This is a genomic window from Angustibacter aerolatus, assembly GCF_054776675.1.
On the sequence record NZ_BAAHBM010000002.1, the window covers coordinates 23,805 to 36,705 of the forward strand.

Below are 12,901 nucleotides of genomic sequence, written 5' to 3' on the forward strand. Positions count from 1 at the left end.
CCTCGGCCGACCCCGACGCGTCGCCACCGCAGCGGCCTGCCGCGGGCTCGAGCCTCCGGGGGTCCTCGCGTGCCCACGGTCTGCGGTGGCCGGTCGCGTTGGCGCTCGCCGCGAGCGGCCTCGTGGTCGGGGCAGCCGGGCTGCAGGCGTCCTCGCGCGACGCCGGGCTGGTGCCGCGGCTCGCGGTGGACACGGCCACCGTGCGCGTCGTCGCGACCGTGGCGAGCGACCCTCGGCGGATCGCCCGCCACGACGCCGCCGGCGGGGGACGCGACCTGGTGCTGGTGCGACTGCGGCTGCACCGCGTCGAGGGGCGCGGGTCGGCGTCGGCGTCGCGCAGCAGGGTGCTCGTGTTCGCCGATCCGAGCTGGTCGGCGCTCCGGCTCGGCCAGCAGGTGCAGGTCACCGGCAGGCTGGGCCCCGCCCGCCCCGGCGACGACGTGTCGGCGACGCTCGCGCCGCGCGGGCCCCCGCGCGTGCTGCACGCACAGCGTCCGCTGGACCGCACGCTGCAGTCGTTGCGCGACGGGCTCGCGCGTGCCTGCGCCGGGCTGCCGCCGGACGCGCGCGGCCTGCTGCCGGGACTGGTCGTCGGTGACACCTCGGCGCAGCCGCCCGACCTGGCTGCGGCCATGCAGGCGACCGGCCTCACGCACCTGTCGGCCGTGTCGGGCAGCAACACCACGCTCGTCTGCGTCCTCGCGGTCGGTCTGGGCGCCCGCCTCGGGCTCGGACGGCGGACGCGGCTGGTCGTGGCGGCGGCCGTGCTCGGCGCGTTCGTGCTGCTAGCTCGTGCCGAACCGAGCGTGCTGCGCGCCGCCGTCATGGGCGCGGTGGGACTGCTCGCCGTCGGGTCCGGTCGACGACGGGCGGCCGCCCCGGCGCTCGGGGCCGCCGTCGTCGTCCTCCTGGTCGTCGACCCGTGGTTGTCCCGGTCGGCCGGGTTCGCCCTGTCGGTGCTCGCGACCCTCGGCCTGCTGCTGGTCGCACCTGGCCTCACTGCCGTCCTCGCACGTCGGCTCCCCGGCCCGCTCGCCACCGCCGTGGCCCTGCCGCTCGCGGCCCAGGTGCTGTGCGGGCCGGTCGTGGTGCTGCTCTCGGGCGCCGTCAGCCTGGTCTCGCTGCCGGCCAACCTCGTCGCGGCGCCGATCGTCGCGCCGGTCACGGTGCTGGGCCTGGCCGCCACCGTGCTCGGCCCCGTCTGGGACGGCGGTGCCGCGGGGCTCGCGCGCGTCGGGGGTCTGGGCTGCACCGTCGTCGCGTGGACGGCGCGCACGCTGGCCGGCGTCCCGGGCGGGCAGGTCCGGTGGCCCGGAGGCGCGGCCGGAGCCCTCGTCCTGGCGGCACTCAGCCTGGCGGCCCTGCTGGCCGGGCCCACGGTGCTGCGCTGGGCGGCGCGTCGACCAGCGGCCGCGCGCCTCGTCGTGTGCGCCGCCGTCGGGGCCGCCGTCGCGGTGCGCGCACCGGTGCCGGGCGGTTCCTCGTGGCCGCCACGTGGATGGGTGCTGGTCGCCTGCGACGTCGGGCAGGGGGACGCGCTGGTGCTGTCCACCGGCCCCGGCCGGGCGGTGCTGGTCGACGCCGGGCCGACCCCCGGCGACGTCGACCGCTGCCTGCGCCGGTTGCAGGTGCGGCAGCTCGACCTGGTGCTGCTCACCCACTTCCACGCCGACCACGTCGACGGGCTGCCAGGCGTCCTGCGCGGCCGACGGGTCGGGGGACTGGGCGTCACGGTGGTCGACGACCCGCCGCAGCAGGCGCGGCGGGTGCGGGCGCTCGCGGCGGCCGCCGGGGTCGCGGTCCGCGTCGTCCGGGCAGGTGAGCAGGCGGGCGACGGACCGCTGCGCTGGCAGGTGCTCTGGCCGCAGCGCGTGGTGCGGTCGGGGTCGGTGCCGAACAACGCCAGCATCGTGCTGCTGGTGCAGGTCGCCGGGCTGCGGCTGCTGCTGCTCGGCGACGTCGAGCCGGAGGCGGCGCGTGCCGTCGCCACCTCGATGCGCGCCGTCACCGGTGGGCCGGCCGTCGACGTGCTGAAGGTCGCGCACCACGGCAGCGCCAAGCAGGACCCGGCCCTGATCCGGCAGTCGCACCCGCGGCTGGCGCTGGTGAGCGTCGGGGCCGGCAACGACTACGGCCACCCGGCGCCCTCCGCGATGCGGCTGCTCGGAGGCGTCGGCGCGCGCGTCGCCCGCACCGACGTGCTCGGGGACCTGGCGGTGGTCGTGCGATCGGGCGTGCCGAGCCTCGTCGCCAGCGGCCCCCGCCGACACGACGCCCCGCCCACCAGGGGCGGCGCGGGTGCGTCCGGGCTGTCGGCGGGGGCGGGTAGCGTCGTGCCGTGACCCCGCCCCGTGCCCGTTCGCGTGCCGCTGCGCCGGCGGCGCCGGCCGACCCGTCGGGCCCGCTGCACCTCGTCACCGGTCCCGAGGACCTGCTGGCCGAGCGGGCGGTGCGCGCCGTCGTCGAGGCGGCGCGGTCGGCCGACCCGGCGACACAGCTGGTCGACGTGCTGCCGGGTGGCTACGCCAAGGGCGACCTCGCCGTGCACACCTCGCCGTCGCTCTTCGGCGAGTCGAAAGTAGTCGTGCTGCACGGGCTCGAGGACGCGTCGGACGAGCTCATCACCGACGCCCGGGCGCTCGTGGCCGCGCCCGTGCCGGACGTCGTCCTGGTGCTGCGACACCGGTCGGGCCAGCGCGGCAAGGGGCTGCTCGACGCAGCGCGCGCCGCCGGGGCCGGGGTGCACCAGTGCGCCGCCATCACCAACGACGGCGAGCGCGCGAGCTTCGTGGTGCAGGAGCTGCGGCGGGGCGGGCGGCGCATCGAGCCCGATGCCGTCGGCGCCCTCGTCGAGGCCGTCGGCCAGGACCTTCGCGAGCTCGCGTCGGCGTGCAGCCAGCTGATGAGCGACACGCTGCCGCCGGCCGGTTCGGGGCAGGCGGCGCCGGAGATCGACGCCGCGACCGTCGAGCGGTACTACGGGGGGCGCGTCGAGGCGACGGGCTTCAAGGTGAGCGACGCGGTGCTCGGCGGGCAGACCGACACCGCGCTGGCGCTGCTGCGTCATGCGCTGGCGACCGGCCTCGACCCGGTGCCGATCGTCGCCGTGCTCGCCCTCGGCCTGCGGTCGCTGGCCAAGGTGTCGGCGGCCGGCACCGTGCGCTCCGCGGACGCCGCCCGCGACCTGGGCATGGCCCCCTGGCAGGTCGACAAGGCCCGCCGGCAGCTGCGCGGCTGGTCGGAGGCCGGGCTCGCCGTCGCCATCCAGGCGGTCGCCGCAGCCGACCTCGCCGTCAAGGGCGGACTACCCGACCCGGCCCGCCGCGCCGGCGACCCGCTCTACGCCATCGAGCGAGCCGTGCTCGACGTCGGTGCCGCTCGCGCGCTGCACGGCTGACACCCGTCGCGGTGCGCCCGGGCGACGGCACGCTTCCCGCGGTGCGGCTGTCCGTCGGCGTCTGCCCGCGCTGCGCGGACGGCGGATCTGCCCGCGCTGCGGACGGCGCGGCATGCACCTGACGTCGCTGCGTCCGGGGCGGGGGCACCTGCTGACCTTGCGGTCGAGGCGACGGCACATGCCCGGGCTGCGGTCGAGGCACCAAGCACCTGCCGGGGCTGCAGTCGAGGCACCAAGCACCTGCCGGGGCTGCGGTCGGTGCGGCGGGGCACGTCACGGCGATGGGGTCCGGCGGGGGAGCGTCCAGCTCGTCAGGGGTGACTGCTGCGTGCCGCGGACACGCAGAGACGGCGCCACCCCGTTCGGGTGACGCCGTCCTCGAGCTGCGTGAGGCGGCTCGTCGTCAGAGCGAGGAGACCTGCTTGGCCAGCGACGACTTGCGGTTCGCAGCCTGGTTCTTGTGGATGACGCCCTTGCTGACGGCCTTGTCGAGCTTGCGGCTCGCGGCGGCGAGGGCGGTGCCCGCCTGCGCGGCGTCGCCGGCCTCGATGGCCGTCTTGACGCTGCGGACGTAGGTGCGCAGCTCGCTCTTGACCGCCTTGTTGCGCTCCGTGCGCTTGGCGTTCGTCGTGATGCGCTTGATCTGGGACTTGATGTTGGCCACGAGTGCTCTTTCGTTCTCGGTGTGTGCGACTGTGCGGTCGGGCGTTCGGCACGACCTGGGCGTGCACGCGATCTCCGAGGTTACCAGCGCGGTGCCGCCGGGCGAAATGCGCGCCGATCCCGCCGTCCGGTCACGAGGCCCGACCCTCAGCGCGCGTCCCAGCCGCGCCGGGCGCCGAGCCAGTCGAGGAACGTGCGGGCGTAGCGGCGCTGGTGCACCCGCACCGACGCGGGTCCTCCGGGCCAGACGGGCTGGTCCGCGTTCGCGAGCATGTAGGCGGCCACCGTCGCCAGCCACGCGTCGACGTGGTCCGGGTCGACGTCGCGGGTGAGCGGGCTGCGCCGCAGCCAGGCCTCGGCGTCCAGACCGTCGGCCCGCGCGAGCGGCAGCACGCCGACCAGGTCGGCCCACGCGGGCCCCGGGCGCAGCCAGTTCCAGTCGACGAGGGTGGCGCGGGTGCCGTCGACGAGCACGTTGTCGGCCCGCAGGTCGCCGTGGCACCCCGTCGTGCCGACGAGCGCGCCGGCGGCGGTGTCGACCAGGTGCTGCAGCTGCCGCGACCGGTCGAGCACCCAGTCCGGCTGCCCGCCGGTCAGCCGCAGCGTGCCGTCGAGCAGTCGCCGGAAGCAGTCGGTCACCTGCGCGTCGCCGGCGAACGCGTCCGCCAGCGTGCCGACGTCGAGGCCCGGCGGCGACGGGGTCAGGGCCTCCGCGACGCGCAGGCAGGCGTCGTGCACGGCCTCGAGGTCGACGTCGGTCCAGGGCTGGGGGAGCCGGCCGGCGACCGCCTCGGTCACCAGCACCTGCCAGCGCATCGCAGCCCGGCCGGCCGCGGGCACCTGAGTTCCAGGCGTCAACGAGGGTTGACGCGACATGGCGGTCAACGTATGTTGACGCGCATGAGCGAAGCGCACCTGCACGGCGCCGCAGCGACCGCCGTCACGGACGCCGCCGACGCCGACCCGGCGACCGGCCTGCGCGCCGTGGCCGCGCTGCGCCGGCTGGTCGAGCAGCTCGAGGCCGCGCAGGTGCGCAGCGCCCGCGACCGGGGCTGGTCGTGGCAGCAGGTCGCCGAGGCCCTGGGTGTCTCGCGGCAGGCCGTGCACAAGAAGCACGCCGACCGACCCTGCAGGAGGGGCTGATGCTGGAACGGTTCACCGCCCGCGCCCGCGCCGCCGTCACGGCCGCCGAGCCGCTCGCCCGGCAGGAGGGCGCCGCGTCGATCACCGGCCGGCACCTGCTGCTGGCCGTGGTCGCCGACCCGGGGAGCGGCGCCGCACAGGTGCTCGCCGGGCTGGGACTGCCGCCGGACGCCGTCTGCTGGGTGCTCGGGCCGCCGGACGCCGTGGGGCCGGCCGGCCTGTCCGCTGCTGACGCGGCCGCGCTGCAGGGCCTCGGCATCGACGTCGCGGACGTCGCCCGGCGCTTCGAGCAGCAGCACGGCACCCCGCTCGGCGGCCCCAGCCGTCGACCCACCCGGCGCCCGCGCCTCGACCGCACCGCCAGGGCGGCGCTGGCGCACGCGGTGCACACCGCGCAGCAGCTGCGGCACGGCGCGATCGGCACCGAGCACGTGCTGCTCGGCGTCCTGCACGAGCAGGGTCCGGACGGTCCGCTGGCCGTGCGCGGCGCGACCGAGGCGGCAGCGCGCGCCGCCGTCGTGACCGGCTGGCGGCGCGCCGGCTGACCCGCCCGCACCCACCACCGCGCCTGGCGGCGCGTGGATGCCGTCGAGCGGCTGCCGAGCTGCCACCCGTCGGGGTCCGGGGCGCGGCCCGGTGCCCCGGAAGCGGCAGCTCGGCGGGAGGTGGGCCGGTCGTGGTGCGGCAGCGCGTCGGGGACGGCCGTGCCGTGGGAGACTTGCGGCGTCCGCTGCGGCCCGCCCGGCCGCGCACCCGAGCCAACCGTCTGCCGAGGTCTGCTGCACGTGTCCCCGATGGCCCGCACGGCCCACGCGCCGTCCGCGACCCCGCCGGATGTCATCCGCAACTTCTGCATCATCGCCCACATCGACCACGGCAAGTCGACGCTGGCCGACCGCATGCTGCAGATCACCGGCGTGGTCGACCCGCGCGCGATGCGGGCGCAGTACCTCGACCGGATGGACATCGAGCGCGAGCGCGGCATCACGATCAAGAGCCAGGCCGTGCGGATGCCCTGGGAGCTCGACGGCACGACCCACGCGCTGAACATGATCGACACCCCGGGGCACGTCGACTTCACCTACGAGGTGTCGCGCTCGCTGGCCGCGTGCGAGGGCGCTGTGCTGCTGGTCGACGCCGCGCAGGGCATCGAGGCGCAGACCCTCGCCAACCTGTACCTGGCGATGGAGAACGACCTCACGATCATCCCGGTGCTGAACAAGATCGACCTGCCGGCCGCGCAGCCGGAGAAGTACGCCGCCGAGCTCGCCCACCTCGTCGGCGGCGAGCCCGAGGACGTGCTGCTGGTGTCGGGCAAGACCGGCGTGGGGGTCGAGCCGCTGCTCGACGCCATCGTGCGGCAGGTGCCGGCGCCCACCGGCGACGCCGCCGCGCCGGCCCGCGCGATGATCTTCGACTCGGTCTACGACACCTACCGCGGCGTCGTGACGTACGTGCGCGTCGTCGACGGCCAGCTCAGCCCGCGCGAGCGCATCGTCATGATGTCGACGCGCGCGCACCACGAGCTGCTCGAGATCGGCGTCTCGTCGCCGGAGCCCGAGCCCACCAAGGGCCTCGGGGTCGGTGAGGTCGGCTACCTCATCACCGGCGTGAAGGACGTGCGCCAGTCGAAGGTCGGCGACACCGTCACCAACGCGCACAAGCCGGCGACCCAGGCGCTCGAGGGCTACGGCGACCCCAAGCCGATGGTGTTCAGCGGCCTCTACCCGATCGACGGGTCGGACTACCCGATCCTGCGCGACGCCCTCGACCGGCTGAAGCTGAACGACGCGGCCCTGGTCTACGAGCCCGAGACGTCGGCGGCGCTCGGCTTCGGGTTCCGCGTGGGCTTCCTCGGCCTGCTGCACCTCGAGATCGTCCGCGAGCGCCTCGAGCGCGAGTTCGACCTCGACCTCATCTCCACGTTGCCCAGCGCGGTCTACGAGGTCACCCTCGACGACGGCTCGCAGCTGGTCGTCACGAACCCGTCGGAGTACCCGACCGGCAAGGTCGCCGAGGTCCGCGAGCCGGTGGTGCGGGCGACGATCCTCGCCCCCAGCGACTACGTGGGCGCGATCATGGAGCTCTGCCAGACCCGGCGCGGGGTGCTGCGCGGCATGGACTACCTGTCTGAGGACCGCGTCGAGATGCGCTACACGCTGCCGCTCGCCGAGATCGTGTTCGACTTCTTCGACATGCTGAAGTCGCGCACCCGCGGCTACGCCTCGCTCGACTACGAGCCGGACGGCGACCAGGTGGCCGACCTGGTGAAGGTCGACATCCTGCTGCAGGGCGAGGGCGTCGACGCGTTCAGCACGATCGTGCACAAGGACAAGGCCTACGCGTACGGCGTGATGATGGCCGGCAAGCTGCGCAAGCTCATCCCCAGGCAGCAGTTCGAGGTGCCGATCCAGGCGGCCATCGGCGCGCGCGTCATCGCCCGCGAGACGATCAGCGCGATCCGCAAGGACGTGCTGGCCAAGTGCTACGGCGGTGACATCACCCGCAAGCGCAAGCTGCTGGAGAAGCAGAAGGAGGGCAAGAAGCGGATGAAGATGGTCGGCCGCGTCGAGGTCCCCCAGGAGGCGTTCATCGCCGCGCTGAGCAACGAGGCCGTGCCCGACAAGAAGTAGCGGTCGGGTCTCACCCCGGCCGGTGGCAGACCGCCTCCACGTTGTTGCCGTCGGGGTCGCGCACGAAGCCGCCGTAGTAGTGCTCGTGGTACTCCGGTCGCACCCGAGGCTCGTGCAGCACCTCGCCGCCGTGGGCGACGGCTGCCGCCACGAACGCGTCGACGGCCGCTCGGTCTGCCGCGGCGAAGGCCAGGTGCGACTCGCGGAACCCCGTGCCGGTCTCGTGCAGGCCGATCCAGAACACCGGGTGGTCGGCGCCGTACCCGCAGGCGACGCCGACGTCCATCAGCCGGGTCAGGCCGAGCTCGCCCAGCACGGCGTCGTAGAACCGCTGGCTCGCCGGGTAGTCGGCGCACTGCAGGCCCACGTGGTCGAGCACCGCCGCCGGCATCACAGCCCCCGCAGCGTGTCGTCGAGCAGCGACCGGACGGCGCCGGGCAGCTGCTGCTCGCCGGCCCGGACGTCGAGCCCCGTGCCCGCGTCGAGCAGCCCCGGCTGCGGGCTGACCACCTGGTAGACGTACCGGTCGGGTGCCGGCTCGCCGGACGCGGCCGCCAGGTCGAGCAGCTCGCCCGAGCCGAGCACCTGCAGCCAGCGCTGCGCCTCGGTGTCGGGCAGCTCGTCGAGCCGCACCTCGCGCTCGAGCGGCACGCCGGTGAACCCGCCAGACCGGCGCACCCGCACCGTGCGGCCGGCGAGGTCGAGCTGCGGGGTTCCCCCCGACCCGCCCGGACCGCCGGCTCCGCTCGTGGTGGGCTGCCCGGCGTCGCCCGAGCTGCTGCTGCTCAGCACGCCGACCTGCGCCCAGGCGTCGGCGACCGCGGCGGCCTGCGGCGAGCCCTCGCCGAAGCGAGCCGTCGCGGCGGTCACGGTCGCGGCCGCGAAGGTCGCGAAGTCGGCGTCCGGCTCGAGGGAGCCGCCGGTCAGCGTGTCGTACCAGACCGCGCCGGCACCCTCCCAGGCGTTGCCGCCTATGGCCGTGGCCGCCAGGTAGAAGGCCCGGTTGGGGATGCCGGAGTTGATGTGCACGCCCCCGTTGTCGTCGCTCGTGTCGACGAGGTCGGCCATGCTCGCCGGCTGCGGGTCCTTGCCCAGCGTCGGGTCGTCGTACGCCGTGCCCGGTGCCTTCATCGACCGCAGCGCCACGCCCTGCACGGCGTCGGTGAACAGCCCCTCGCCGATCAGCCAGTCGGCGCTCGCGGCGCTCTGCCCGAGCAGGTGCTGCTTCACCAGCGACCCGAAGACGTCGCTCACGCTCTCGTTCAGCGCTCCGGACTGCCCCTGGTAGGTCAGGTTCGCCGTCTTCTCGGTGACCCCGTGCGTCAGCTCGTGGCCGATGACGTCGACGCTGATGGTGAACCGGTTGAACGTGGTGCCGTCGCCGTCGCCGAACACCATGCGGGACCCGTCCCAGAAGGCGTTGTCGTAGCGCTCCCCGTAGTGCACGGTCGCGTCGAGCGGCAGGCCCTGCCCGTCGAGCGAGTCGCGGCCGTAGGCGGTGCTGAACAGCGACCACGTCGCGCCCAGCCCGTCGTACGCCTCGTCGGCCGCCGCGTCGCCGGTCGGGTCACCGCCCTCGGCGCGCACCTGGTCGCCGGGCAGCGTCTCGGTGCCGTGCGCGTCGGAGATCGTGCGCTGCGGCCCGGTGCCCGGGTCGGCGTCGGCGGCCCGCGCCAGCACGGTGGCCAGCGGGCGGGTGCCGGACACCAGCAGCCGTCGCTCGCGCACGAGCGCCAGCGGGTCGGCGCCGAGCCGGTCGACCAGGTAGGGCGGGACGATGTGGCACAGGGGTCGGGTCATCTTCGTTGCCTCCTTCGAAGTGATCGCCAGGCTAGACGCCACCACCGACAGCGTCACGGTTCTCCACAGGACCCCGAACCCGGTCGTGCCGCGGCGCCGCGTCGTGGTGGAATCGACGGCATGAGCCAGGTCGAAGCCGTCTGCGTGGTGCACCAGCTGCAGCCGGACGGCGGGCGGCCGGGGGAGCAGACGGCGATCGACAAGCGGGCCGTGGCGGGTGCCGTCGCGGTGGGCGAGCTCGGTCTCGCCGGCGACACGCAGTGCGACACGAAGCACCACGGCGGCCCCGAGCAGGCGGTCTACGCGTACGCCGGCGAGGACGTCGAGCGGTGGGCGGCCGAGCTGGGTCGCGACCTGCCCGCCGGCGTCTTCGGCGAGAACCTGCGGCTGCAGGGGGTCGACGTGAGCGGCGCGGTCGTCGGCGAGACGTGGCGCATCGCGGACGACGAGGGCGGCGGCTGCGTGCTGCAGGTGACGTCGGCGCGCCAGCCGTGCCGCACCTTCGCGGCCTGGATGGAGGAGCCGCGCTGGGTCAGGCGGTTCACCGCCGTCGGCGCGCTGGGTGCCTACCTGCGCGTGCTCGAGACCGGGTCGGTCGTGGCGGGCGCACGCGTCGAGGTGCTCGACCGCCCCGACCACGGCGTCACGGTCGCCGACACGTTCCCGCACCTGGCGCTCGAGCACGCGGCGGCGCTGCTGGACGCCGAGCAGTCGGGGTCCCCGCGTTTGCACCCCGACCTGCGCCGGGCCGCTCGGCGTGCCGTGACCCGGGCGACCGCCGGCTCGTGACGTCGGCCCCCGTCGAGGCACTGGGCCGTGCGCTGCGCGCCGCCCGGCCCGACGACCCGGCGCTGCGCACCCTCTCGCTCGCCACGCTCGTCAACACGGTCGGCAACGGCGCCTTCTACACGGTGAGCGCGCTCTACTTCACCCGGGTCGTCGGCATCCGCCCGGCGCAGCTCGGCCTCGCGCTCACCGTCGCCGGCGCGTTCCGCCTCGTGGTGGGCCTGCCGGCCGGCCACCTCGGCGACCGGTTCGGTCAGCGCCGCGTGCTGCGACTGCTGCTGGTGGTGATGACCGTGCTGATGCTGGTCTACGCGACCGTGCGCACGCTGCCCGGGCTGGTGGTCGTCGCGGCGCTGATCGGGGCGGTCGACAGCGCCACGAACGCGGTGCGCAACGGCCTGATCGCCACCGCGTCGCAGGCCAGCGGCGACCGGGTGCGGATGCGCGCCTACCTGCGGGCGGTCACCAACGTCGGCATCTCCCTCGGCGCCCTGCTCGGCGGCCTGGCGCTGGCCGTCGACACCCGCTGGGCCTACGTGGGCGTCTTCGTGGTGAACGCCGCCAGCTACCTGGGCACCGCCCTCGCGCTGGGTGGACTGCCGAAGGTGCCGCCGGTGCCGCGCGCGCCCGGCACCGCGCTGCTCGTGCTGCGCGACCGGCCGTTCGTGGCGGTCGTCGCGCTGAACGCCGTCTTCGCGATGCACTTCGGGCTGATCGACGTCGGTGTGCCGCTGTGGCTGTCGGCCCGGACGTCGGCGCCGACCTGGATGGTCTCGGTGCTGCTGCTGGTCAACACGGTCACGGTCGTGCTGCTGCAGGTGCGGGTGGCCCGCGGCACCGACACCGTGCCGCAGGCCGCGAGGGCGTTCGGTCGGGCCGGGCTGCTCATGGCGGCGGCGTGCGCGGTCTACTCGCTGGCCGCCGGGGTGCCGACCTGGGTGGCGGTCGTCGTGCTGCTCGCCGGGGCGCTGCTGCAGGTGGCCGGCGAGATGATCGGCTCGGCCGGGCAGTGGGGGATCTCGATGGGTCTGGCACCCGCCGAGCGGCAGGGCCAGTACCAGGGGTTCGGCTCGACCGGGTTCGCGGCGTCGAACATGCTCTCGCCGGTGGTGCTGACGCTGCTCTGCGTCGAGTGGGGGCGGCCGGGCTGGTGGGTGCTGGGCGCGCTGCTCGGCGGGGTCGCGCTGCTCATGACGCCGGTGAGCGCCTGGGCCCTGCGGACGCGCGACCGCTACGGCGCCGCGACGGCCTCGGGCTGACGCACCGGCCGCCACACCCGCAGCACCACGAGCGAGGTGAGCAGCAGACCGCACATCAGCGCGGCCATCGGCACCAGGCTGCGGTCGCCCACGAGCCCGGTGAGCGGGGTGCTGCCCGCCCCGACGAGGAACGCCAGCCCGCCCTGCAGCGCCGACGCGGTGCCGGCTGAGCGGGCACCGGCCTCCTGCGCCAGCGCCTGGGTGCCGGGGATCGACAGGCCCATCGCCCCGGTCACGACCGACAGCAGCACCCAGGTGGGCGCGAACGACCCGCCGCCGGGCGCGGTGAGGGCGTGCACCAGCAGGGCGGTGGCCGCGGTGGCGGCGACGGCGACACCGGTCGCCCGCAGCCGCGCCGGGCCGAACCGCCGCACGGTCAGCCGGAACAGCACCGTCACGAGCACCATCGCCACCGCGTTGCTCGCGAACACCAGGGAGTACGTGGTCTCGCTGATGCCGTAGACGTGCTGCAGCACGAACGACGAGCCCCCGATGTAGACGAAGAACCCGGCGGTGGCGAGGCACTGCACGACGACGTGCCGCATGAACGGCGCGTCGGTCGCGAGGTCGGCCATCCGGCGTCCGGTCGCGGCGAGGCCACCGGCCTGCCGGCGCTCGGGCGGCAGCGTCTCGGGGATGCCGACCAGCACGGCGACCACCATGAGCACCCCCACCAGCGCCAGCCCGCCGAACACCAGCCGCCAGGTGCCGTGCGCCAGCACCACGCCGCCGAGCGCGGGCGCCAGCACGGGCGCCACGAAGGTGATCGAGGCGAGCGTGCCGAAGCGCTGCGCCGCCTCCGGTCCGTGCCAGACGTCGCTCACGCAGGCCCGCCCGACCGCGACGCCGAAGCCGGCGACCAGCCCCTGCACCAGCCGGATGGCGACGAGCGTCGGACCGGTCGGGGCGAACGCCGACAGCAGCGACAGCACCGTGAACGCGACGGTGCCGACGAGCAGCACCGGGCGACGTCCGCGGGCGTCGCTCACCGGCCCGGCGCCGATCTGCCCGAGGGCGCTGCCGACGATGAACGCGGTGAGGGTGAGCTGCACGACGGCGCTCGACGTGCCCAGCTCGCGCTGCATCTCGGGCATCGCGGCGAGGTAGGTGTCGGTGCCCAGCGGGCCCACGCCGGTGACGACGACGACGGCGGCCAGCCAGGGGACGGCACGGGCTGCGGAGCGGGTGATGGGCACGACTCTACGGAGTGCGAGCATGGA

The 12,901-nt window shown here is 75.3% G+C and carries 12 protein-coding genes; 7 read left to right on the plus strand and 5 right to left on the minus strand.

The genetic code is table 11. The annotated features are described in order from the left end of the window. The first annotated feature begins 98 nt into the window (after positions 1–98). Positions 99–2,342: a ComEC/Rec2 family competence protein gene (locus ACYVI6_RS00805; RefSeq protein ID WP_460444546.1), complete on the plus strand. Its 2,244-nt coding sequence runs from the start codon at positions 99–101 to the stop codon at positions 2,340–2,342. Beyond that, positions 2,339–3,397, plus strand: coding sequence for a DNA polymerase III subunit delta (gene holA / locus ACYVI6_RS00810; RefSeq protein ID WP_460444547.1), 1,059 nt, complete (start codon positions 2,339–2,341; stop codon positions 3,395–3,397). Before ACYVI6_RS00805 ends, holA begins: the two co-directional genes overlap by 4 nt. A gap of 403 nt (positions 3,398–3,800) precedes the next feature. Here the strand turns inward: holA and rpsT are convergent, their stop codons facing one another. Then, positions 3,801–4,061 (minus strand): 30S ribosomal protein S20, encoded by a 261-nt coding sequence (rpsT, locus tag ACYVI6_RS00815; protein WP_460444548.1) that lies wholly within the window; start codon positions 4,059–4,061, stop codon positions 3,801–3,803. A gap of 146 nt (positions 4,062–4,207) precedes the next feature. Further along, complete coding sequence (locus ACYVI6_RS00820) at positions 4,208–4,936, minus strand: phosphotransferase (RefSeq protein ID WP_460444549.1); 729 nt, start codon at positions 4,934–4,936, stop codon at positions 4,208–4,210. Positions 4,937–4,960: 24 nt separating this feature from the next. On the opposite strand from ACYVI6_RS00820, the gene ACYVI6_RS00825 reads away from it, so the two are divergent. From ACYVI6_RS00825 to lepA, 3 genes are all read left to right on the plus strand, one after another. Then, on the plus strand, positions 4,961–5,203 hold the full coding sequence (locus tag ACYVI6_RS00825; protein WP_460444550.1) for a helix-turn-helix domain-containing protein: 243 nt from the start codon (positions 4,961–4,963) through the stop codon (positions 5,201–5,203). Beyond that, a complete protein-coding gene (locus ACYVI6_RS00830; RefSeq protein WP_460444551.1) occupies positions 5,203–5,748 on the plus strand; it encodes a Clp protease N-terminal domain-containing protein in 546 nt (181 codons plus the stop codon). Before ACYVI6_RS00825 ends, ACYVI6_RS00830 begins: the two co-directional genes overlap by 1 nt. A gap of 240 nt (positions 5,749–5,988) precedes the next feature. Next, positions 5,989–7,836 carry a translation elongation factor 4 gene (gene lepA, locus ACYVI6_RS00835; protein WP_460444552.1) on the plus strand — a complete coding sequence of 616 codons (1,848 nt, stop codon included), beginning with the start codon at positions 5,989–5,991 and terminating at the stop codon, positions 7,834–7,836. A gap of 10 nt (positions 7,837–7,846) precedes the next feature. Here the strand turns inward: lepA and ACYVI6_RS00840 are convergent, their stop codons facing one another. Together ACYVI6_RS00840 and ACYVI6_RS00845 are read right to left on the minus strand one after the other, a co-directional pair. After that, a complete protein-coding gene (locus ACYVI6_RS00840) occupies positions 7,847–8,215 on the minus strand; it encodes a VOC family protein (RefSeq protein WP_460444553.1) in 369 nt (122 codons plus the stop codon). An 11-nt stretch (positions 8,216–8,226) separates the two neighbouring features. Then, on the minus strand, positions 8,227–9,636 hold the full coding sequence (locus ACYVI6_RS00845) for a protealysin inhibitor emfourin (RefSeq protein ID WP_460444554.1): 1,410 nt from the start codon (positions 9,634–9,636) through the stop codon (positions 8,227–8,229). Between the two features lie 120 nt (positions 9,637–9,756). Between ACYVI6_RS00845 and ACYVI6_RS00850 the strand changes: the two genes are divergently transcribed. Both ACYVI6_RS00850 and ACYVI6_RS00855 read left to right on the plus strand, forming a co-directional pair. Beyond that, positions 9,757–10,425, plus strand: coding sequence for an MOSC domain-containing protein (locus ACYVI6_RS00850; RefSeq protein ID WP_460444555.1), 669 nt, complete (start codon positions 9,757–9,759; stop codon positions 10,423–10,425). Continuing rightward, entirely contained in the window at positions 10,422–11,681 is a 1,260-nt protein-coding gene (locus tag ACYVI6_RS00855; RefSeq protein WP_460444556.1) for an MFS transporter, read from the plus strand. Before ACYVI6_RS00850 ends, ACYVI6_RS00855 begins: the two co-directional genes overlap by 4 nt. On the opposite strand, the gene ACYVI6_RS00860 is transcribed toward ACYVI6_RS00855, so the two are convergent. Then, positions 11,654–12,877, minus strand: coding sequence for a multidrug effflux MFS transporter (locus ACYVI6_RS00860; protein WP_460444557.1), 1,224 nt, complete (start codon positions 12,875–12,877; stop codon positions 11,654–11,656). The genes ACYVI6_RS00855 and ACYVI6_RS00860 overlap by 28 nt on opposite strands. Positions 12,878–12,901 lie beyond the last annotated feature (24 nt).